Origin of the sequence: Blautia faecis (assembly GCF_020554845.1) — a bacterium.
Classification (GTDB): Bacteria; Bacillota; Clostridia; order Lachnospirales; family Lachnospiraceae; genus Blautia_A; species Blautia_A faecis.
Genome location: NZ_JAJCIA010000003.1, coordinates 147395 through 168295, shown reverse-complemented (window position 1 = coordinate 168295; position 20901 = coordinate 147395). Strand labels below are relative to the sequence as shown.

The 20901-nt window shown below is 42.3% G+C and carries 24 protein-coding genes and 1 pseudogene; 2 read left to right on the top strand and 23 right to left on the bottom strand.

What is annotated here, in order from left to right; genetic code table 11:
- Positions 1-639: 639 nt before the first annotated feature.
- The 6 genes and pseudogenes from LIZ66_RS02870 to LIZ66_RS02845 all read right to left on the bottom strand — a co-directional run.
- Positions 640-1446 (bottom strand): annotated as a pseudogene (locus LIZ66_RS02870) (type IV secretory system conjugative DNA transfer family protein); the annotation flags it as partial.
- Positions 1443-1919, bottom strand: coding sequence for a PcfB family protein (locus LIZ66_RS02865; RefSeq protein WP_227200069.1), 477 nt, complete (start codon positions 1917-1919; stop codon positions 1443-1445). The pseudogene LIZ66_RS02870 and the gene LIZ66_RS02865, both read right to left, overlap by 4 nt.
- A 218-nt stretch (positions 1920-2137) precedes the next feature.
- Complete coding sequence (locus LIZ66_RS18710) at positions 2138-3295, bottom strand: HNH endonuclease (protein ID WP_227200070.1); 1158 nt, start codon at positions 3293-3295, stop codon at positions 2138-2140.
- 105 nt (positions 3296-3400) lie between these two features.
- A complete protein-coding gene (locus LIZ66_RS02855; RefSeq protein WP_227200072.1) occupies positions 3401-4057 on the bottom strand; it encodes a hypothetical protein in 657 nt (218 codons plus the stop codon).
- A 92-nt stretch (positions 4058-4149) separates the two neighbouring features.
- A complete protein-coding gene (locus LIZ66_RS02850) occupies positions 4150-4518 on the bottom strand; it encodes a hypothetical protein (protein WP_014081156.1) in 369 nt (122 codons plus the stop codon).
- 38 nt (positions 4519-4556) lie between these two features.
- Positions 4557-4718, bottom strand: coding sequence for a hypothetical protein (locus LIZ66_RS02845; protein WP_002596306.1), 162 nt, complete (start codon positions 4716-4718; stop codon positions 4557-4559).
- A 100-nt stretch (positions 4719-4818) separates the two neighbouring features.
- Between LIZ66_RS02845 and LIZ66_RS02840 the strand changes: the two genes are divergently transcribed.
- The gene (locus LIZ66_RS02840) at positions 4819-5025 is read left to right on the top strand and encodes a helix-turn-helix domain-containing protein (protein WP_002596305.1); all 207 of its coding nucleotides are present in this window, start codon (positions 4819-4821) and stop codon (positions 5023-5025) included.
- 46 nt (positions 5026-5071) lie between these two features.
- Here the strand turns inward: LIZ66_RS02840 and LIZ66_RS02835 are convergent, their stop codons facing one another.
- The 14 genes from LIZ66_RS02835 to LIZ66_RS02770 form a co-directional block, all read right to left on the bottom strand.
- Positions 5072-5404, bottom strand: a complete 333-nt coding sequence (locus tag LIZ66_RS02835) for a DUF6050 family protein (protein WP_038259775.1) — start codon at positions 5402-5404, stop codon at positions 5072-5074.
- Entirely contained in the window at positions 5385-6449 is a 1065-nt protein-coding gene (locus tag LIZ66_RS02830) for a DUF6017 domain-containing protein (RefSeq protein ID WP_227200074.1), read from the bottom strand. Before LIZ66_RS02830 ends, LIZ66_RS02835 begins: the two co-directional genes overlap by 20 nt.
- 15 nt (positions 6450-6464) lie before the next feature.
- Positions 6465-7346: a ParB/RepB/Spo0J family partition protein gene (locus tag LIZ66_RS02825; RefSeq protein WP_002596302.1), complete on the bottom strand. Its 882-nt coding sequence runs from the start codon at positions 7344-7346 to the stop codon at positions 6465-6467.
- Positions 7339-8121 carry a ParA family protein gene (locus LIZ66_RS02820; RefSeq protein ID WP_227200081.1) on the bottom strand — a complete coding sequence of 261 codons (783 nt, stop codon included), beginning with the start codon at positions 8119-8121 and terminating at the stop codon, positions 7339-7341. Before LIZ66_RS02820 ends, LIZ66_RS02825 begins: the two co-directional genes overlap by 8 nt.
- Before the next feature lie 23 nt (positions 8122-8144).
- Complete coding sequence (locus LIZ66_RS02815; RefSeq protein ID WP_002596300.1) at positions 8145-8321, bottom strand: hypothetical protein; 177 nt, start codon at positions 8319-8321, stop codon at positions 8145-8147.
- Positions 8321-8794: a DUF6075 family protein gene (locus tag LIZ66_RS02810; protein WP_227200083.1), complete on the bottom strand. Its 474-nt coding sequence runs from the start codon at positions 8792-8794 to the stop codon at positions 8321-8323. The genes LIZ66_RS02815 and LIZ66_RS02810 overlap by 1 nt, the downstream gene beginning before the upstream one ends.
- A 238-nt stretch (positions 8795-9032) precedes the next feature.
- Positions 9033-11075 carry a lysine--tRNA ligase gene (gene lysS, locus LIZ66_RS02805; protein WP_227200085.1) on the bottom strand — a complete coding sequence of 681 codons (2043 nt, stop codon included), beginning with the start codon at positions 11073-11075 and terminating at the stop codon, positions 9033-9035.
- Between the two features lie 12 nt (positions 11076-11087).
- Positions 11088-11570, bottom strand: a complete 483-nt coding sequence (gene greA / locus LIZ66_RS02800; RefSeq protein WP_148461413.1) for a transcription elongation factor GreA — start codon at positions 11568-11570, stop codon at positions 11088-11090.
- Positions 11571-11964: 394 nt separating this feature from the next.
- Positions 11965-12432 (bottom strand): Hsp20/alpha crystallin family protein, encoded by a 468-nt coding sequence (locus LIZ66_RS02795; protein WP_148461412.1) that lies wholly within the window; start codon positions 12430-12432, stop codon positions 11965-11967.
- A 185-nt stretch (positions 12433-12617) separates the two neighbouring features.
- Positions 12618-13652, bottom strand: coding sequence for a hypothetical protein (locus tag LIZ66_RS02790; protein WP_227200086.1), 1035 nt, complete (start codon positions 13650-13652; stop codon positions 12618-12620).
- A 439-nt stretch (positions 13653-14091) separates the two neighbouring features.
- The gene (locus LIZ66_RS02785; RefSeq protein ID WP_187565310.1) at positions 14092-14937 is read right to left on the bottom strand and encodes a metal ABC transporter permease; all 846 of its coding nucleotides are present in this window, start codon (positions 14935-14937) and stop codon (positions 14092-14094) included.
- Complete coding sequence (locus tag LIZ66_RS02780) at positions 14934-15647, bottom strand: metal ABC transporter ATP-binding protein (protein ID WP_227200088.1); 714 nt, start codon at positions 15645-15647, stop codon at positions 14934-14936. The genes LIZ66_RS02785 and LIZ66_RS02780 overlap by 4 nt, the downstream gene beginning before the upstream one ends.
- Complete coding sequence (locus LIZ66_RS02775; protein ID WP_227200090.1) at positions 15644-16717, bottom strand: metal ABC transporter substrate-binding protein; 1074 nt, start codon at positions 16715-16717, stop codon at positions 15644-15646. Before LIZ66_RS02775 ends, LIZ66_RS02780 begins: the two co-directional genes overlap by 4 nt.
- Positions 16718-16728: 11 nt before the next feature.
- The gene (locus LIZ66_RS02770; RefSeq protein ID WP_173716476.1) at positions 16729-17148 is read right to left on the bottom strand and encodes a Fur family transcriptional regulator; all 420 of its coding nucleotides are present in this window, start codon (positions 17146-17148) and stop codon (positions 16729-16731) included.
- 228 nt (positions 17149-17376) lie between these two features.
- On the opposite strand from LIZ66_RS02770, the gene LIZ66_RS02765 reads away from it, so the two are divergent.
- On the top strand, positions 17377-18333 hold the full coding sequence (locus tag LIZ66_RS02765) for an L-lactate dehydrogenase (protein ID WP_227200093.1): 957 nt from the start codon (positions 17377-17379) through the stop codon (positions 18331-18333).
- Between the two features lie 128 nt (positions 18334-18461).
- Here LIZ66_RS02765 and LIZ66_RS02760 read toward each other — a convergent pair whose 3' ends face one another.
- Genes LIZ66_RS02760 through LIZ66_RS02750 form a run of 3 tightly spaced genes read right to left on the bottom strand, consistent with a single transcriptional unit; the run spans position 18462 to position 20763 of the window.
- Entirely contained in the window at positions 18462-19304 is an 843-nt protein-coding gene (locus LIZ66_RS02760; protein WP_118577806.1) for a 4Fe-4S binding protein, read from the bottom strand.
- 7 nt (positions 19305-19311) lie between these two features.
- Positions 19312-19473, bottom strand: coding sequence for a CD1871A family CXXC motif-containing protein (locus tag LIZ66_RS02755; protein ID WP_148461398.1), 162 nt, complete (start codon positions 19471-19473; stop codon positions 19312-19314).
- A 21-nt stretch (positions 19474-19494) separates the two neighbouring features.
- Positions 19495-20763: a TlpA family protein disulfide reductase gene (locus LIZ66_RS02750; protein ID WP_173716474.1), complete on the bottom strand. Its 1269-nt coding sequence runs from the start codon at positions 20761-20763 to the stop codon at positions 19495-19497.
- Positions 20764-20901: the final 138 nt, after the last annotated feature.

Below are 20901 nucleotides of genomic sequence, written 5' to 3'. Positions count from 1 at the left end.
TTATGTTGGATTGAATAATGCCTGCTTATCTCAACCGACTTGTGGCCATTCCTCCGTAGCTCACATAACGCAAGCACATCATAGGTTCGACCACTACTTTTCAGCAGCAGTTCGTCTGCTTATTGTTTTTCGTCAGACTATTCCTTACGGAATCTGCTGCCTTTCCTCGTTCCGATAGTTCTATCTGTTCATACATACCCATAGGTTCCTGCTATAGACCTGTCGGCTTGCCTGTGCCTGTAACACAGCATGGTCGTTCGTAGGATCAATTTCTACTAAACCACACCGACTGCGCATTAACGCACCCACACATTTCTGCGTGGTCTTCTTTTAGACCTGTACATTCGCAGGTTCGTCAGTCCGCCCGCCAAAGCGAACATTCTAACCATAGGTATCTTATAGACTCTCGGCTTATAGGTAACACAGTCTGCCTCCAGACCGCTTTCGACCACTTTAGGCAGTGGTTACGGTTACTCTCAGCCTTTGTCATGGGGCTTCGTACACCAGCCATTACAGCTAATGCACGCCCATCAAGGGTAGGCGTTTCAGGGCGTTACCCCGTCATTCCACCTATCAAACTACCAGTTCTCCGAACAACGGAAAACCGTTGCTCGTGCGCAGACTTTTTACCGTCTGCGAACGAGTCGCACTGACCCAAAAGTCCTCACCGGATTGCTGCCCCTCTCCTTTTGTGTTGACTATGATTGTGTTGACGAGTTTCAAAATGTCCTTTTCGCTCCGCAGATAAGCAAATGGATTATAATGCATGGATTTTGCAAAGTTTATGGTGTTGAGGACTTTAATCTTATACTTGCCCCGCTTCAGCATCTTCCCACATTCCACTAAGATTGTGCCTTTCGGGTCAGTGACGCAATAGGACGAGTGCATCTGCATCAGGTTCGGCTTCACGAAAAATCTTGTTTTACCGGAGCCGGAACCGCCAATCACAAGAATATTTTTATTTCTTGCATACTTCGGTTCTTTCGGTCTGCCGGACATCATCAGACGCTCCGTAGCGGTCAGAAGAATATTATTTTCAAATACAGAATCCATATATGGCTCTATATCTTTGGCATTCCCCCACCGTGCAGAACCGTATTCCACACCCTGCCGGAATTTCTTGGCATTCTTCGCCTTATAATAAACAATGAATTTTAAGGCAACGCCTCCGGCGATTCCAATCAGCAAATCACTCAGAAAAAAACTGGGGAACGGATTGGAAAACATCCTGTCCATTTGGCTCATTACTACCATCATCTTGTCAGACGCATTACTGCCCTCTGCCACTCTCCATAAAAATGCTGCCTTATTACAGAAGTACCCGGCAAGCACATAGGGAAGATTCAGCAGTATCAGCTTTTTAACATCTGCACTTTTTGCTTTTTCCTTCAGCTTTTTGGGGACAGCTTTTAAATCTTTGGTAATGCCTGCTATGATATTACTCATAGGCTCTGCCCCCTGTCCTTATTCTTTTCCCGGCTCCGTTCTTTGTTCTGATCCTTTGATACCACATCCCGGAAATGCTTTAATTTCTGCCTTACAGAAGTCCTACTGTTCTTTTTCTCATTTCCATAAACAAATTCCTTAAATGCCTGTGCCACAGCATCGGCATCCCTGCCCTTGAAAAATACCAGGTACTTCGGTGGCTCGGTGGTCTTATCCTTTTTCACAGCAAAATCAACATTGTATTTACGAGCTACCCGCTCAAAGGATTTGATATTGCCATCTGTGATTTCAATGGATGAAGCACCTGCACCCTCGCCCACCAATTCCTTAACCGACACTTTACCATGCGTTTTCTGTGCCTGTTTTCTGCGATGATTTAGATACATTCTCATAGCAGACTTTAGAATATTGGCATCCAGCTTTGCAGCCTTAATCACAAGAGCGATTGTTTTCTGCGTTACTTCTTCCTGCATCTGTACCTCCTTCTTTCCTTTTTACTGCTGTTCCTTCAGGGCGGAACAAGCAGCCGATGTAGTAAATATTTCATGTTCTCTCCGTTCCGCTTCTGGACATCGTGTCCAAAAGCAATAAAAAAAGGGCAGCTACAAATCTTTCGACTCATAACTGCCCTGACGCTGTATATGTATTTTATTACTCAATTTTATGCCTGCTACAATCTATATTTTTCAAATTAAACCTCATACATTTCAAGCAATTCATTTAACGTAATATGAATCCCAACCTTTTCCAAATAAGAATGCCTTTCAAGATATAATTTTTTTAACAATACATCTGCACCTTTTCCATAATGAAGCTGATTATGACAGTTACTACACAAACATACAATATTCTCCTCCACATCTAATGAAATATCTGGAAATTTATAAGAATATGAGAGCGGAACCAAATGATGACATTCCATATATTTCTTTTCCGAATTTTTTCTTATAAATGACGGATGTTCCTTATTGATTTCGCACAGAAAACCTGCATGTAATAAGGCATTTAATGCAATTTGTCTATCTCTGTTATAAACTAATACACCATTTACCAGTTTTGGTTTCTGCCTCTTTCTAGCCTTTCCCAAATATTCATAATTTGTTTTATCAATATTAAGATAATTTATTTCATGTAGCATCTCTTGATCCGCTATTGCATTTTGTAATTTTTCTTCATTCTGTTTAATTTTCTGCAATTCTTTATAATCTCTACCATAAGGAATCCAATACTTTTTATCCATTTGATATTTCAGTACTGGTAAAAGCGGAAATATCCATACATACCACCTATCTCCATTCTCATCATCTTCCTCAATTTGGTAAGGCTCATCATGCTGAATCATTGTATAACCATATTTAAATTCATTATTTTTTTCTGCCCAAAAAAGATGCACCCTTTTTTCATCCCTATCAAGATAAAAAAGTTTATAGTCTATCTCATTTAATTTTGAAATATCAAATCTTTCTTTATACTTTCCTGATCCCCTAAGATGCAAAATATTTCCCTCTTCCCACAGGTCAAACTCCCTAATTCCCTGTGAGTAATCCAAAAACACTACCAATTCTTCCAAATTAACAATTCTATCTTCAGAATAAGGTTGCAAATAATAATCCAATATTTCTTTTCGCTGAGCCTGTTTCTTAGGACCTAAATATGTATCTTTATAAGGGTTAAACCTCATATCATTCTCATAATAAAAAATTGCATCTTCAAAACTCAAATTTTCCTCTTCATCAAAATAATTATATGAAGTTCCCTTTTCATAGTATGGTGTTTTATCATCTTTTTCATTAAATAAATATATTTCCTCATCTTCGATATTGGTATCGTAATTTATCCTCACTGTCACTAACTCCCTCTCCATTTATCTGGATAGTATTCTTCATATTATGATTTTTCTTGTATAATTTTGTTCCAAATTCATTTCTATTATACATCCTATTTATGCTATTTTCTACCCCAACAGCATGACCGTACACATATCTGCACGAAACATACCGTTTTCCATTGATACATTATCCAGCAGCAATGCCTGAAACAGCACATCACGCACATTTTCAAGCCGGAGTATCTTCTGTTCCTCCTCTGCCAGATATTCATATTCCACACCAGACTCCACCACAGACTTCCTTGCAGCTTCACAATGAGTAAATAAACCGAGGATATATTTATTCGACATGGGAAAAGCGTAGGTTTCCTGTCCCTCATATTGTATTTTCCATTTCTCCGCTTCTTCCTCCGGCAGACGGAACACGCACTGTACTGTTTCCATACAAACCCTGCCTGCATAATCCGGCTTTAATTTATTTTTGTATCTTTGGATTTTCCGGTATATCTCGCTTCGTTCAACACCAGTACGGGTACGCTTAAACTGGATTTTCCTGCACATCATATCCAAATCCATATACACGTTGTTTCCCACAAGATGCACCGTATACCCGCTATATTCTCCCAACCGAAGCAGATAGAAAAGCACCTCATTCAGCCATTCTTCCGATTCAATAAAATGAAACGGTTTTTCTCCAAATTCCAGCCACTCAAACTGCAATGGGCAGCTCCCTTTCTCTATCTCCCGTTCCATAACTCTTTTTACATCTCGTAATGATTCCATTTTGCTCCTTTCCGCTTCTGGACATCGTGTCCAAAAGCAATAAAAAAAGGGCAGCTACAAATCTTTCAATTCATAACTACCCTGACGCTGTTTTATTTCAGTTCTATTTCTGCCATTTTTGCAAATACTGCTTTTTGCTCTAAAAGCTCTTTCTGTTTTTCCTCCGGCAGACATTTGAAGATTTCCTCATATCCCATTTCCAGCATCGGCGTTCCCTTTGCGAAGAGATAGAGCCGGGTATCAAGCCATTCCTGCCATAAGTCCTCAAACATACTCTCACTGTCTGTATAGGTTATAACATCATTAAATCCATACTCCGGTGTGTAATATTGCAGCTTCACAAAACCGTACCGTCCTACATCCAATACCAAAATGCTTTCCAGCTCATACAGTTCTGCATAGGCTGCGGCAACCTTTTTGCACCGTTCCCGTTCTATGTCTGTAATGTAACTTTTCTCCACAGTTGCAAACCTCCTGTTTCGAGGCATCGTGCTGCCTCTTATTCAATCTTCCGTGTTTCTATTTCAAAAACACTTCCGTCCCTTGTTTTTATTGTAAAAATATTTGCGGCATCAGAGGTATCTATATCCTCAATCCCTAAAGCCACATCATTTTCATCTAATACTTCGTATAGCTGATCCTTAAACTCATTATGTTCCATAACTTTTTTACTCTCCTTGTATGTTTTATGGTGTGTACACGCACCATATTATTATATGTTTCATGCACTTAGAATACAAGTGTGGAAAGGAGCTTTCAGTATGATTAAATACGACCCGCTTTGGCGTACGCTAAAGGAAAAAGGAATCAGCCAGTACCAGCTTATCAAAGATTATGGCATTGATAAAGCACAGCTTCAGCGGCTTCGGCAGAACCTTGTTGTAAAAACGCTTATTTTAAACAGGCTTTGCCAGATACTTAACTGCCGGATTGAAGAGATTATGGAATACGTCCCGGATGATAATTAAAGGTGTTGTTCTGATTGATGAACAATGCCTTTTTCATTTTCGCTTTTCATCTGCACCTTTGGACATCGTGTCCAGAAGTATCACTGATTATCTTTATTATCTCCATCAGCACCATAACCATTCTCAGAATTACAACCACACCGCCAATCAGACCACCTACAATACAGTTCAGTGCCAGTATTCCTATACTTCCTGCAATTCCGAAATTTTTTGGTATGAGAATCATACACATTTTTCTGATCCCATAAGGACAGCCGACCAGTACCCAATACAGGAAAAAATCAAATCCTTCTGCTTTTCTGCAAATCGGATAACAGGTTATCATCCAAACTGCCAGCAACGATACCGGAAGCACAATTTTAACCAATATTCTTTTCATTCCAGCCACCTCCGTACATATCATGCTGTACCTCCTGCTGATAATAATGATTCATCGTTGAGGGTGCATTATAAAGAGCTGTTACCATATATGCCTTGATATTTGCAATTTTCGTAGTTGTTTCCTGCATACATCCTATCACATATTCCAAATGGGAGCTATTCAGTTTGAGGAACTTTGATTTTACAAGCTCATATGGATAATCATTTCCACCGATTTTAACAGTCTTATGCTTCACACATACAATCTCACAGATTACCTCATATAATTCCTCATACAGCCCTTTGTCCTGCCATCTGCCATATTTCATGTGATGTTCGTACTCAATATTCTCTTTGATAATTTCCATATAAGCATTGACATCTTCCATCACATCAATCTCCCGTTCCGGCTCACTTCCGGATTGATTGATAGGATTGATATAATTCCTATCAGTATTACTCTGATTAGTATGATTATAGTTAGTATAATTAGGGTCTGCTTTTTGAACTTCCGCAGGTTCAGTTATTGTACTTCTTGAAGTAAAATTTTTAGACTTCTGGAAGTCTGCTTTTTGAACCTCTTGAAGTTCAATTTCTGAACTTCTGGAAGTATAACTTTTAGAACTCTTGAAGTTCAAATCCTGAACTTCTATGGAAACATCAGTATTTGCAGGCGTTTCTTCCTCTGCTTCTCCTATTGTGGCAAAATTTTTCACATAAATAATATCTGGTTTGCCAAGTCCCCTGCGTTTTTTCTCGATCAATCCTATTCCATTATCGCTGTCCAGTTCTTTCATAATCTTAACACAGGTTGCCTTTGCACATCCTAAATCCTCCATGATGTTATCAATCGTATAAATGATATACGCCCGGTTCTCACTGTCAAGCCATCCGTTTTTCATGGACAAAGACAGCCTGTCAAGCATCAGACCGTACAGGAGCTTGGCATCGCTGCTAAGCCCCTTGAAACGCTCGTCTTTAATCAGCAACCGAGGAACACGATAAAAGGAAAACTGTTCTGCTTCAATCCCATAGTAATAATCAAACTGTATCTGTTTACCCATTTTACCGCACCCCCTTTACTGTTTCTTCTGCCATTCCTCCAATAATTGCAGGATAATCCCCTCAATCTCTTCGCTGGAGTATTCCTCTGAAAAAAACTGGCTGATTTTTTCAGACTTGATTGTAACTTTCCTCTCTTTCGGCTTTTCCTCGGTCAGTATCAGACGCACCATCGGCAGCGTCAGTTCGCCGCTTTTCCCATATTCCTTCAGCTTGGCAGACTGTACTGTGGAAATATTTGCTCCGCTTTCCTCAAGGATTACCAGCACCCACTGTTGTGCATCTTCCGACAGAAAGGAAATGTCAACACCCTGTACCAGACCGATTTTCTTTCTGTCAACCAACTCTAGCAGCTCATCGGACAGCCTTGCAAGCCAGATATACCTTTGCACCGTCTTTCCGCTTTCTCCGGCAGCTTCTCCTACCTCGTCAAGCGTATTTCCGTTTCCTTTTCTGCCCTGATGCTTCATAGCCTCGTATTTCATGGCATAAGCTTTCGCCTTCTCACTTGGCAGAATGTCCTCACGCTGAATGTTGGAATCCACCATGATAATCGTAGCTTCATCGTCTGTATAATTGCGGACTATCACAGGCATATCCTCTTTTCCTGCCCGTTCTGAACCTCGTTTTCTGCGGTGTCCGGCTATGATTTCATAGCCACCCTCTGCCCTCGGTCTTGCAATTCCCGGTACGAGCACCCCATACTTACTGATGCTTTCCGTTGTTTCTTCCATTTTTTCATCGTCCAGTACACGGAACGGATGATTTCTAAACTCATGCAAATCCGTGAGCTTGGCTCTGATAATCTGCTCTTCGCTCCCTGTCTTTTCTTCTGCATTTCCAAATAAATCATCATAACTGCTTAATTTTACCTTTGCGGCACTTCCTGCTTTACTCATTCCCAAGCACCTCCTCCGTCAAAGACTGATAAGCAGCGGCTACTTTGCCTTTCGGATCATGTTCGTAGATACTGACACCCTCTGCGGAAATCTCTGCCGCACGGACGGAAATGGGAATACTGTTTTCAAATATCCGCACCTTGCTACCGTAATTCTCCACCAGTAATGCAGTAATGTCCTTTGCATAATTGGTTCTGGCATCCACCATTGTCAGCAGAATCCCCTCAATCGTCAGCTTTGGGTTAATCTGCCTCCTGACCTTTCCAATCGTCTTAATAAGCTGCTGTAATCCTTTTGCCGGAAGATATGCCGCCTGTACCGGAATCAGGATACTGTCCGCACAGGCAAAGGCGTTTATGGTAATCATGCCGAGGGAGGGCATACAGTCAATCAAAATATAATCATAATTATCCTTTACCAGCTCTATGTAGGAACGCATCACAAGCTCCCTGCTCATCACATTTACAAGTGATACTTCCAGACCGGAAAGCTCAATGTTTCCCGGCATCAGGTCAATTCCCTCTTTGTGTTTCAGGATACCATAATCCGCTTCCATATCTTCATCATTGATGATATTGCCAAGTGCTGTTGCAAGTGTTTCCTCTAGCTTGTCCGGCTCTGTGAAGCCAAGACTGTCTGTCAGACTGCCCTGTGCATCGGCATCAATCAGCAGGACTTTCTTGCCATGTTTTGCCAGTCCTATACCTAAATTACTGGTTGTGGTGGTCTTACCCACACCACCTTTTTGGTTTGCGATTGCGATTATTTTACACATGATAGATTCTCCTTTGTTTTCTGCTATTTTTCTGCTACGTTTCTTTTCTTTACTTCTACATACGCCCTGTAAAATTTCTTCGTTCCCTTATTCGGATACATCTCGGAAAACTCCGTTACTTCCACTTTCGGATTCCTCTGCAAAATCTTTCCGAACCACTTAATATCATTCTTTGTTCCCATCAATCTGACTTTTAACATTAGTCTGTTCCTCCCAATAAGGCATACAGCTTATGGTTGTATGTGGCATATTCCGGATACCGAATCTGAATTGCCTGCCAGAAATATGGTGCATAAGCACAGCAGAATATTTCCTCCACCGTGTACTGCCTGCACTCGTCCACCTGTTCTTCTGCATCTTCATAATCGGAAACACTTGGTGTTCCATTGCAATACAGATTGAATGCCATTCTGACCACTCTCACACTTCCACTGGTCTGCCAGCCTTCGTGTAAACACTCTGTTATTACGCATCCTGTTTTGAAATCATAAATTCTGTAAACATTTCTTCTGGTATCATCGCTGATCCCAAGACAATAGCAGAGTGCCTTGTGGTAAACATCCTGATACCGGACTTCCTTTAACTTCTCGTAGTAGAATTTCTCATGTGCATCGCTGATAAAAATAATCTTTTCTTCCTTTTTGGTTTCTGCTCCTAACGCTGTACTTGTCATAATAGAACCCTCCTTGTGTTATTTTGATTTTGTTTTGACCATAACAACAGAAAAAGGACACTCTCCGTTTTATTGGAAAATGTCCTTTTAATAGCATTCAACTATTAAGTTTTGAAAGGTTCTGATTTCTAAAACATCCCTTTTCAGTCCATATTAGTCCACCGAATGACACAAATTTGATGTCAATTTGATGTCAAACACTCGATAAACTCATAAAAGTCTATGGATTTTCTGATTCTTAGTACAGCTTCGCACCTGCCGGAATCCGGTCATTCACCATGAGAAGATTTAATCCCTCATGTCCATCTTCCTCGTGTACTGCTGAAATCAGCATACCCTCGGAATCAATGCCCATCATCTTTCTCGGAGGCAAATTTACGATTGCAATCGCTGTCTTGCCAATCAGATCTTCTGGCTCGTAATACTCGTGAATACCACTTAAAATCGTGCGTTTCCGGTCTGTTCCGTCATCCAGAGTGAACTTTAAAAGCTTCTTTGACTTCGGTACTGCCTCACATTCCAGAATCTTTACTGCACGGTAATCAGCCTTTGCAAAGGTATCGAAATCAATCATTTCTTCAAACAATGGTTCGATTTTTACGTTGGAGAAATCAATCTTTTCTGCAACCTTTTCCTCTGCCACAGCAGCATTTTCTACTGCCTTTTCAGCCTTCCCTTCGCCCTTCTTAGCGTCTAAGGACTTCATTGTCGGGAACAGGAGCACGTCACGAATTGCCAGACTATCTGTAAGCAGCATAACCAGACGGTCGATTCCGTATCCGATACCGCCTGTCGGAGGCATACCAATCTCCAGTGCATTCAGGAAGTCTTCGTCTGTGTGGTTTGCTTCCTCATCACCAGCATCAGCAAGAGCATCCTGTGCTTTGAAACGCTCTCTCTGATCGATCGGGTCATTCAGCTCAGAGTAAGCATTACACATTTCCCATGTATTGATGAACAGCTCGAAACGCTCTACCTTATTCGGATCAGAAGGTTTCTTCTTAGTCAGCGGAGAAATCTCAATCGGATGATCCATAATAAAGGTCGGCTGGATCAGCTCTTTCTCACAATATTCCTCAAAGAACAGATTGATGATATCGCCCTTCTTATGGCGCTCTTCATATTCAATATGATGCTCAGCTGCAAGCTTCTTAGCAGCCTCATCATCTGCAACTTCATCAAAATCAATGCCTGCATATTTCTTGATCGCATCATTCATGGTCAGACGCTCAAATGGCTTTCCAAGATCAATCTCGATACCATTGTAAGAAATCTTGGTGGAACCGCAGACCTTCTCCGCCAGATAGCGGAACATGGATTCCGTAAGTTCCATCATTCCTTCATAATCTGTATATGCCTGGTAAAGCTCCATCAGTGTAAATTCTGGATTGTGACGGGTATCAACACCCTCATTACGGAATACACGGCCAATCTCGTAGACTCTTTCAAGTCCACCAACGATTAGTCGTTTCAGATAAAGTTCCAGTGAAATACGAAGCTTAACATCTTCGTTCAGTGCATTGTAATGTGTCTCAAATGGTCTGGCAGCTGCACCACCAGCATTGGAAACCAGCATCGGAGTCTCTACTTCCATGAAGTCACGGCCAGCAAGGAAGTTTCGGATCTCTTTAATGACCTGGGAGCGCTTGATAAATACGTTCTTGCTCTCCTGGTTCATGATCAGGTCTACATATCTCTGACGATAACGCATATCTGTATCTGTCAGTCCGTGGAATTTCTCCGGAAGGATCTGCAGGCTCTTTGATAAAAGAGTCATTTTCTCTGCATGAATAGAAATCTCACCGGTTCTGGTTCTGAATGCAAAACCTTCCAGGCCGAAGATATCGCCGATATCAGATTTCTTAAAGTCTGCATAAGAATCTGCTCCGATAGCGTCTCTTGCAACATATACCTGAATGTTTCCCTGTAAATCCTGGATATTGCAGAAAGAAGCTTTTCCCATGACTCTCTTGAACATCATACGTCCAGCGATTGCCACATGGATCGGGCTGGCATCCATAATACTTCTTCTCTCTTCGTAGTCGTTCTTCTGAACTTCCTTCGCCTGCTCTTCATCAAGACCTGTTACATCCGGCTCTGTGCGATCCTTCAGCAGCTCTGCTTCATGTGCCTCATAAAGGTTCTTTACTTCCAGTGAATGATGGGTCTGATTAAATTTTGTTATCTGAAATGGATCCTTGCCATTCGCCTGAAGCTCTGCCAGTTTATCACGGCGGATTTTCAGAAGCTGATTCAGATCCTGATTCTTCTGTTCTGCCACTTTTGTGCCTCCTTAAATATTACGCTGGATTTCCAGCACTTTATACTTCATGATACCGGATGGCAGCTCTACTTCTACAATATCACCTGTGTGTGCGCCCATAAGAGCCTTTCCTACAGGAGATTCATTAGAAATCTTGCCTTCCAGGCTGTTTGCCTCTGTGGAGCCAACCAGCTTCAGTTCTATATCTTCGTCAAACTCGAAGTCATGTACTCTTACTTTACATCCTACACTGATCTTGTCAAGATCGACTTCGTCCTCAACTACAACCTCAGCGTTCTTCAGGATTTTCTCAATTTCTTCAATACGCGCTTCGATATCTCTCTGCTCATCTTTAGCTGCATCGTACTCTGCATTCTCGGACAGGTCTCCCTGCTCTCTTGCCTCTTTGATCTTACCTGCTACTTCTTTTCTTTTTACTACCTTTAAATCATGCAGCTCTTCTTCCAGTTTTTTAAGTCCTGCATAGGTTAGTAAGTTCTTCTTTTCTTCCATTATAGCCTTACTCCCTTTCATTCCGGCGGCTTGTCGCCCCGTATCATACATTTCTTATATGCTGTTTCTCCCGGAAAATTCCATTACTATAAAAGTCCTGAACAAAAAGCAGCAGAAATATACCAACGACAGATAATATTCATGCGCCAAACAGTCCACTTTTATAATTGGTAATGCCTGCAGAAGCAGACATTTCATTACCCAAAAGGGTACAAATTCACTAGGATATTCACAGTTTCACCATTATAGCTAAATCAACAGGCATTGTCAAGACAGAAAAATAGCGAACAAATGTAAAAAAAGATGCCACAGAACCACCATTTTCCGTGATTCTGCGGCATCTTACTTCTTAATTATGCTATTCTCTCAGAATGTGCTTCTGAAAGGGGAAAAGTTATCCTTCGATGGCAATGTGTTTCTTCTCTTCCACTGCTGGTTTCGCTTCTTTCTTCGGAACAAACAGTTTCAGAATGCCATGTTTAAACTCAGCCTTAATATCCTCCTGCTGAACGTCCTCGCCTACATAAAAGCTTCTGCTGCAGGCTCCTGCGTAACGCTCCCTGCGGATGTAATGACCGGATTCTTTCTCCTGCTCATCTTTGTCCAGACCCTTCTCAGCGCTGATGGTCAGATAGCCATTCTCCAGGGAAGCCTTAATCTCATCTTTGGTAAATCCTGGAAGATCAACTACCAGCTGATAACCGTTATCCATTTCCTTAATATCAGTCTTCATAACGTGGCTGGCTCTCTTGCCATAAAGCTTCTTCTCGGTATCTTTCATTGCTTTATCATCATAATAGAATGGAAAATCATTAAAGAAATCATCAAATAAGTTCTCTCCAAAAATACTAGGCATTAACATAAGTCATCTCTCCTTTTTATATATGCTGTTTACCTTGTTTCTTGGAACTCGGGTGGTAGGGAATTCATAAAGCCTTTTGCTTTTGCTTTCTTTTTATCCCCTTCCTTTGTTCTAGTTGTAATATAGCACTTGTTATTAGCACTGTCAATAGGTGAGTGCTAATTTCACATTTTTTTCACATTTTCCTACAGCATTTCCCTCAGCTGATAATTTGTATACACCTGTTCATAATCATATTCCGAATCATACCTGGTAAGTGTCACCATAGGATCTGCACCCGGAATGATCTGGTAGCTATAGGAAACTTCGTAATCCTCATCTATAAATTTCACAGCACCCTGGTTTTCAGAGCCTTCTGTGATTTCTGTCCTGTAGGCTGTGAAAACACGTCCGCTGTTTATGTCGTTTGCCATAGCTGTCATAACTTCGGACAGATTTCCAAGATCTTCATTTATCGTAAACTGGTTCCAGCGGTCTACCAGAACCGCACCATAGCATTTATCGCCATACTCACTGGTGGCCTCTCTCCAGCAAATGTTGATATAGTTATCATCCGTTATTCGGTAGCTTCCAACATAGTCCCTGGGATCATAATATTCATCTCCTGCCCAATGAGCTGTAAAGGTTCCATTGTCTTCATCCACGGAAACTTCATAACCTTTTTCCAAATTCGCAGCCCCAAGATAGCGGGCAATGATCTCCTCCGGATTGTCTGTTTCCGGATGATAAATGTAGGGATTCTCCTTTGGAATCTTAGCTTTTTCACTATCTTCCAGATCGTCCAGATTATCCAGGCTCTGAGCTTCTCCTGTCTGCACCAGTTCACGTCCAAAAATCACCTGGGTATCCTCATCTAAGCTCCCCACAAACTCTCCGTCCACTGTATCAAGATAAATGTCTCCTTCCTCCAGGGAAACAAGTATTTTCCCGCCCTCCAGCTTCCATGAGACCTTCAGAATTTCTGCCGAGTCTGACTCCTCACTATTGTAGGACATTTCCATGTAAGCACTTCCGTCTTCCATCAGCCTCATTTCCAAGTATTGGTTCAAATATTCCGCTACATTGTGGCGTTCGCTGCTTTCGTCGGAATATATTACATAATTGGCATACCAGATGCCCATATAGTCCTCCGGATTTTCGATTTCTGCATGGGCAATAGCAGGAAACAATGCGGCGGTTAACATTCCGGTAAATACTGCAGCAATTATTTTTCTTTTCATAAGCACCCTCCCTGAATCATATAATTTTTCTGAAAAATATAGTTTTAACTTTGCAGCCAGATACAAAACAGTAACCAGAAATTTTTTCTACAACTGTATCATTCTGCTGTAACTATATTATAAGAAATTTACCCAGGAAAAAGCACTATACTCTGGTTAGTATTTTTCTCATTGCTTATATAAAAAGAATCCAGCTTGCAGGATTCTCCGCCTGCGACAGGTCACCCCGAGCGACAGCTACCCTTTCCGACGTAACGCGTTCCTATCCAGTAGGTTTTTTCATGTAATAGGCAATTCCAACAGAATTTCCTATTACATAAAAAAGGCGTTCCCTGCAAGCTGAACCACTTACAAGAACGCCCTATACATCGAATATTAAGTAACTGCCATATTAACTTGTCTGATTTTTCAGACACACTCTACCGCTCTATACCATATTCTATCTCTCTAAAAGCTTCCCAATCAGGCTTGTCACCAGAAACGCCGCAATATCTACAGCCACAATAGTAGACCCTACCGGCGTTCCGCCCAGGATGGAAACAATAATTCCAAGAAATGCACACAACACAGATAAAATCGCCGAACAGATAATTACTGCGCTGAATCGTTTATAGATTCTCATTGCCGACAGTGCCGGGAAAATGATCAGAGCTGAGATCAACAGGGACCCCACCAGATTCATAGCCAGTACAATGATCACTGCTGTGATCACCGCAATCAGAAGATTGTACATATCTGTCCTGGTTCCAGTAGCTTTTGCAAAATTTTCATCAAAGGTAACCGCAAATATCTTATGATAAAATACTGTAAACAGTGCCACAACAATAACAGACACCACTACGCACAGCCACACCTCAGATGTGGTCAGGGTCAGGATTGACGTAGAACCAAACAGGCTGCTGCACACATCTCCGGAAATATTAGAACCTGTGGAAAAAACATTCATCAGCAGATAGCCAACTGCCAGGGCTCCAACCGAAATCATAGCGATTGCCGCATCTCCTTTGATCTTTGTACTCTGTCCTGTACGAAGAAGCAGCACCGCACAGATCACAGTTACCGGCATAACGAACAGCATATTGTTGCTGAAATTCAGCACCGACGCAACGGCCATAGCGCCGAATGCCACATGGGACAGTCCATCCCCAATAAAGGAAAACCGCTTCAGCACCAGCGTTACCCCCAGAAGAGAGGAGCAAAGTGCAATAAGCACGCCTACGATCAAAGCATACCACACAAATGGATACTGGAAATAAAATGCCAGTTTTTCAAAAATTCCGCTCATGCTTTTCCCTCCTCTCCAGCATCCACAAGCCGCTTTCCAATCTTGCTTTCCAGATATTCCTCTTTTGTTCCGAAGAAAACCTTCTGCCCAATATGCAGCACATGACTTGCATAAGTTGCTACTTCACCGATATCGTGAGAAATCATGATGATGGTTACTCGATCTTCTTTATTTAATTCGTTGATAATCTGGTACATATCCGCAGTTGCAACCGGATCCAGGCCAGAAACAGGCTCATCCAGAAGGAGGATTTTCCTTGTGGCGCAGAGAGCTCTGGTCAGAAGCACTCTCTGCTGCTGCCCGCCGGACAACTGGCGATAACAACGGTCAGCCAGATCCGTGATCCTGGTTTTCTCCATCAATTCGTAGGCTTCTTTTTTCTCTGCTTTATTGTAAAAAGGACGAAGCCCCATTCTTCCCAGGAAACCAGACATCACAATTTCATCTACCGAAGCAGGGAAGTCTCTCTGAAGCGCAGTCTGCTGTGGCAGATAGCCAATCTCGTTGATTTTTAAATCGTCTCCCAGAATGATGCTGCCGCTCATAGGGCTCTGAAGATGAAGAAGGGTTTTCATCAGTGTGGATTTCCCAGAGCCGTTTTCTCCTACGATACAAAGGTAATCACCGGAATTTACGCTGAAATTCAGCCCGGACAAAATCGCTTTTCCTTCATATCCCAATGTAAGGTTCTCACAAGTAATCAGACTCATAATGCCTCCTTCAGAATCTGGAGATTATTTTCCATGATGGAAAGGTATGTGGTTCCCTCTTCCACATCCTTTGTTGTTACGGACTGCATGGAATTTAATGTCAAAATCTTCTGATCCTTAGTGTTTGTATTTTCAATCACTGCTTTCGCCACTTTCTGATCGGAATTCTCGATAGTGAGAACAGCCGGAAGGTTCAGCTCATCCAGCTTGCCAGCCAGAAATGTAATGGTCTCGAAGCTGGCATCTGTTTCTGCGGAACAGCCGGCAAATGCAGCGTAGTAAGTAAGATTATAATCGTCAATTAAATAGCGGAACGGGAAACGATCCGCAAAAAGCAGGGTTTTGGACTGGGATTTCTCCACTGATGTCTGGTATTCCTGATCGAGAGCTGCCAGTTTTTCTTCGTAAGCCTCGGCGTTCTGCTGATAAAGCCGGGAATGCTCCGGATCAGCATCAGCAAGACTACTGGCAATGGTGTCGCAGAATAGAGACGCATTTTTCAAAGACAGCCAGACATGCTCATCGTATTCCAGCTCATCATCGTGGGTATGCTCTTCTTCGTGAGTGTGACCATCTTCATCCTGCATCCCCTCTACAATCTCTTCCTCCTTCACCTGGTCTCCCAACACGTCCATCAGGTTGATTGCTTTTCGGTCTGGGTTTCCGGCGCCCTTCAATGCATCGGCAACCCAGGAATCAGACTCACCGCCTACATAAATAAACAGGTCACAGGTGGATACTTTCAAAATATCTTCCATGGTAGGCTGGAAACTATGCATGTCTGTTCCGTTACCCAAAAGCAGGGTAAGATCAACATTATCAGCCTGGTCGCCCAGGATTTCCTTTACCCAGTCGTATTCTGGAAAAATAGTGGCTACAATCTGAAGCTTCTGACTATCTGAGCTGGCATTTTCCTGTTCGCTGCCATTTACCCCGCTCTGGCTTTCTGTTACACTGGAATTGTCAGTTCCTGCTGCCGCACCTGCACCGCAGCCTGCAAGAAGGCAGGCAGTACCTATTGTGGCAGCTGACATAAATAGCCTTTTGAATTTATTTTTTAATTTGTGCATGTTCAACCTCATTATTTTCCTCTACACTCCTCACAGATTCCATAAAACACCGTCCTGGTAAAATCCCACTGAAATCCATGGTCTGCCAGCATATGCTCGCCCAGATGTGTCATTTCCCCGCATTCCAGATGAATCACCTTTCCACACTTCTCGCATTTGCAATGAAAGCATATATGCTTATGACAATGCTCATCATGTCCCAGATACTCGAAGCATGCACTGCTGGTGCCGTCTACCACATATTTGGCAACCAGTCCCTGCTCCACCATCCGATCAAGCTGGCGGTACACCGTTGTGGTTCCGATAGAAATCCCCTGACTTTTAAAGTATTTGCATATATCGCTGACTGTAACATGTTTTCCTTCCATAGAGCACAGATAATTCTCCAGCTCTGTAATCTGTCTGGTACGATATTGTGCTTTTTCGCTCATTTCCCGCGCCTCCAATTTGAAAATCATTTTCATATTATAGCAGATTCTTTTTCAAAGTCAATATGAAAATCGTTTTCATTTTTGTCACTCCGTATTTTTTACAGTGCAATTAAAAATTCTCTTGTTTCTGCAGCACACAAGTGCTATTCTTATTCACAAAACAGACATGTCGTCTATCGGTGACATCACTATATATGAAAGTTTACATTTCTAAAGGAGCCTGACATCATGGAAAATATAAGTTATGGAAAAATTGTTCTGATCGGCGCAGGTCATGTGGGATCTGCAATTCTGGACTCTCTTCTGCGAATGAATCTTGCAGATGAGATCGTTGTCATAAACAGAAATCAAAAAAAAGCATTGGGAGTCGTACTGGATGCCAGCCACACCACCGCCTTTGCATACAGTGCCAACGCAAACATCCGGGTGGGTACCTACGAGGACTGTAAAGACGCCCAAATTATCATCAACACCGCAGGTCCCAGCATTCAGCCAGGTAACTCCCGTGACCGCATGGTGCTACTGCAGACCAATGTACAGGTGATGAAGGAGATCATGACACAGATCACCACTTACACCCGTTCTGCCATTATTATCAATGTTTCAAATCCAATGGACATTCTTACTTATATTGCACAGAAGGAATTCAACTATCCCCGAAATCTTCTGATCGGTACCGGTACTCTTCTGGACACCGCCCGCTTCAATAAAATGCTTGCCGACCTGTGCGGTGTAGATGCAAAAAATGTCACCGGATTCGTTCTGGGCGAACACGGCGGCACAAGCTTTATTCCATGGAATGCGGTTAATATTGTAGGAATTCCTTTCCATGATTTTCAGAAACAGTTTGGTCTGAAAGAGCCTGTTGACTGTGAAAAGCTGCTTCACGAGGTGAAGGTCAGCGGTCTGGACATTGTAGAATTGAAGGGCTACACAAGCTCCGGCATCGCCCTCAGCGTCTGCCGTCTTGTAGGAGCCATTATGCGAAATGAACGTGCCGTTGTACCGGCTTCCGTTGTTCTGGAAGGGGAATACGGATTAGAAGGAATCGCAATGAGCCTTCCATGCGTTATTTCACGAAATGGCGTGGAACGCACACTGCAGATTCCGCTGGATAAAGAGGGTGAGAAAAATCTTAAGATCTGCTACAATTATCTCCGTAATGTAATCGAGAGTATTTCCTGACACCATAAACAATAAAAGCTTACTACAACTTAGACATTTATTTTTTCAATGTCTAAATCGCAGTAAGCTTTTTTACTTATAAAACATACATAAAGTTAATCCCCATAAAAATGGTAAAAACATTCCTGTTATCTCTTGCACCCACTCGCAATGGCGTGTACCGGACATGCCTGCTTACACCGTCCGCAACGGATACATTCCGGACTGTTGGGGTTTTCCACAGGGTTGACCACCATCTGGCAAGCCTTTGCACATTTTCCACAGTGAACGCATTTTTCCATATCTACACGGTAGCGGTAAATGGAAACCTTATTGAATACGGAATAAAATGCGCCAAGCGGACAAATATAACGGCAAAATGGTCTGTAAATGATAATGGAAAGAACAATTGTCACGATCAGAATTGTATTTTTCCATATGTACAGCCATCCAATGGCACCGCGCATAGCCTTGTTCAAAAGTACCAGCGGCAGTCCACCTTCCAAAGTTCCGGCCGGACAGATCAGCTTACAGAAATAGGGAGCTCCCTGACCCATTATATCTGTGAGAAACAGGGGAAGCAGAATTACAAACACCAGAAAAATCACATATTTCAGCTTTCGAAGAAGTTTGTCTCCTTTGAAAGTACGGATTTTCTTTGGAAAAGGAATCTTATTCAGCAGATCCTGGATCAGTCCAAACGGACAGAGAAAACCACACACCAGCCTTCCCAGGATCGCACCTACAAAAATCAGAAATCCGATTACGTAGTAGGCAAATTTAAAGTTCCAGCTTCCAACCACAGCCTGTAAGGAACCAATGGGACAGGCTCCTGCTGCCCCGGGACATGAATAGCAGTTCAGTCCCGGAACACAGGCATTTTTCAGCTTTCCTGTATATATTTTTCCAGTTACAAATCCGGATATATGGGAATTTGTAAGTGCCGCCCAGAGTGCCTGTATGGTATGTCTGGGCCAGTTTTTTATGTTCATTTTCTTATCATCCAATTCCAATACACTCCATACAGATATTTACAGCTTTTGTAAAAACAACTTCCATTTCACCCCGGTAAATACCAAAGGCCATCATCAGAATCCCCACCGCTGCAAGGGCGATTCCTGTCCATTTGGACTGAGTGATTTTATTTATATAATTTTTCATCCTACATTCCCTAACCACTTTTTATTTTTCGGAATTAATTTTTTCCAGTGCATCCTCTACAGCTGTTTTCCAGTCTTCCAGATTTCTGCTGCCCATGATCGGATCTCCTACAATGTTTCCATCTTTATCTACAAAGAAGGATTCCGGGAAGCTGCTGAGACCGCTGATACGTCCATTCATGTTTCCTGCATCCGGAATCAGAAGAGGATAGGTAACTCCTGTTTTTTCCTTGAGAATCTGCGCTTTTTTCACAGTATCTTCATCTGTAGTTCCGTCCTCGCCTACAGAATCGATAACCATTCCAACTACGCCCACACCCTTTTCCTTCATCTCCTGATAAAGCTTGTCAAGGTCTGGCATTTCATTTACACACGGAGAGCACCAGGTTGTAAAGCAGTTTACAAGAGTCAGGTCATAGTCACTGAATACTTTTTCTGTATAGGCATTTCCATCAATATCCGTTGTCTCAAATGCGCCTACATTTCCTGCATCCGGGTTGGCATTTTCTGCAGGCATATCAAATACAGATTTGCTTGGATCAAAAGCTGTCATTTCTGTGATCGTAGTCTCAATTTTTTCGATCTCGTCTGTCAGGTCAGACTCTGCATCTTTATTAATGCTGAGATAGTACTTATAATTTCCATCCTCGCTTGTTCCCAGCTCTTTGTGCTCGTTACAGCCAGTGATAGAATCCAGATCATCAATCACGTCCTTGCTGTAAACACCAAGTGTACCAACTCTTTCGATGCTCTTGAGCCAGTCCTCATAGCCGGTTCCAAGAAGGTTTACATCTTCGTTTTTCTGCTCCTCAGTAAGCTTATTCCAGTGAAAAAAGGCATACTTGAAGCCAGTACTGTCATCATTCCATTCTTCCTCTGTGATCATAAGCATATCGGAGTTTTCGATCTGTTTCTTCAGTTCTTCCGGAAGGACTGCCTTTAAGCCAAGGAATGGGAAATCGTAGGAATCCTGCACCTTCATATTGATATCTGCTGCTTTTACTGTTTTTTTCACAGGTGTGCCATCTTCAGAGAAAACAGCTGTCTCAGAACCGTCACCGGCTACCACTGCGCCGGCTTCGTCTGCTGATACTGCTGCGCCGGCCTCATCTGCTGAAACTGCTGCGCCAGCTGCATCCGCAGGTACGCTCATGCCTGCTGCATCTGCAGGAACTGCCATGCCAGCTTCTTCTGCTGATACGCTTTCAGCCTTGATCATAGCCGGATTGAAAGATGTTGCTGTCAGAACTCCTGCTGCCAGAATTGCCATAAGTCTTTTTTTATTCATCATTTTTAATTTTCCTTTCAGCGTTTTTTATTTGTCTGAACGTATTTTAACATCTTTCCTATAAAATCTGTGTTAAGATTTTTATTTTTTTCAAAATATGATAATATTTAAATTATAAATACTCTCTTTTTTGCGAGTATC

Bases quoted from the DNA above. Each gene is read 5' to 3' on its own strand.
- LIZ66_RS02865 (WP_227200069.1), bottom strand. From the start codon at position 1,919: ATGCAGGAAGAAGTAACGCAGAAAACAATCGCTCTTGTGATTAAGGCT.
- LIZ66_RS02855 (WP_227200072.1), bottom strand. From the start codon at position 4,057: ATGGAATCATTACGAGATGTAAAAAGAGTTATGGAACGGGAGATAGAG.
- LIZ66_RS02845 (WP_002596306.1), bottom strand. From the start codon at position 4,718: ATGGAACATAATGAGTTTAAGGATCAGCTATACGAAGTATTAGATGAA.
- LIZ66_RS02840 (WP_002596305.1), top strand. From the start codon at position 4,819: ATGATTAAATACGACCCGCTTTGGCGTACGCTAAAGGAAAAAGGAATC.
- LIZ66_RS02835 (WP_038259775.1), bottom strand. From the start codon at position 5,404: ATGAAAAGAATATTGGTTAAAATTGTGCTTCCGGTATCGTTGCTGGCA.
- LIZ66_RS02830 (WP_227200074.1), bottom strand. From the start codon at position 6,449: ATGGGTAAACAGATACAGTTTGATTATTACTATGGGATTGAAGCAGAA.
- LIZ66_RS02825 (WP_002596302.1), bottom strand. From the start codon at position 7,346: ATGAGTAAAGCAGGAAGTGCCGCAAAGGTAAAATTAAGCAGTTATGAT.
- LIZ66_RS02820 (WP_227200081.1), bottom strand. From the start codon at position 8,121: ATGTGTAAAATAATCGCAATCGCAAACCAAAAAGGTGGTGTGGGTAAG.
- LIZ66_RS02815 (WP_002596300.1), bottom strand. From the start codon at position 8,321: ATGTTAAAAGTCAGATTGATGGGAACAAAGAATGATATTAAGTGGTTC.
- LIZ66_RS02810 (WP_227200083.1), bottom strand. From the start codon at position 8,794: ATGACAAGTACAGCGTTAGGAGCAGAAACCAAAAAGGAAGAAAAGATT.
- greA (WP_148461413.1), bottom strand. From the start codon at position 11,570: ATGGAAGAAAAGAAGAACTTACTAACCTATGCAGGACTTAAAAAACTG.
- LIZ66_RS02795 (WP_148461412.1), bottom strand. From the start codon at position 12,432: ATGTTAATGCCTAGTATTTTTGGAGAGAACTTATTTGATGATTTCTTT.
- LIZ66_RS02790 (WP_227200086.1), bottom strand. From the start codon at position 13,652: ATGAAAAGAAAAATAATTGCTGCAGTATTTACCGGAATGTTAACCGCC.
- LIZ66_RS02785 (WP_187565310.1), bottom strand. From the start codon at position 14,937: ATGAGCGGAATTTTTGAAAAACTGGCATTTTATTTCCAGTATCCATTT.
- LIZ66_RS02780 (WP_227200088.1), bottom strand. From the start codon at position 15,647: ATGAGTCTGATTACTTGTGAGAACCTTACATTGGGATATGAAGGAAAA.
- LIZ66_RS02775 (WP_227200090.1), bottom strand. From the start codon at position 16,717: ATGCACAAATTAAAAAATAAATTCAAAAGGCTATTTATGTCAGCTGCC.
- LIZ66_RS02770 (WP_173716476.1), bottom strand. From the start codon at position 17,148: ATGAGCGAAAAAGCACAATATCGTACCAGACAGATTACAGAGCTGGAG.
- LIZ66_RS02765 (WP_227200093.1), top strand. From the start codon at position 17,377: ATGGAAAATATAAGTTATGGAAAAATTGTTCTGATCGGCGCAGGTCAT.
- LIZ66_RS02760 (WP_118577806.1), bottom strand. From the start codon at position 19,304: ATGAACATAAAAAACTGGCCCAGACATACCATACAGGCACTCTGGGCG.
- LIZ66_RS02755 (WP_148461398.1), bottom strand. From the start codon at position 19,473: ATGAAAAATTATATAAATAAAATCACTCAGTCCAAATGGACAGGAATC.
- LIZ66_RS02750 (WP_173716474.1), bottom strand. From the start codon at position 20,763: ATGATGAATAAAAAAAGACTTATGGCAATTCTGGCAGCAGGAGTTCTG.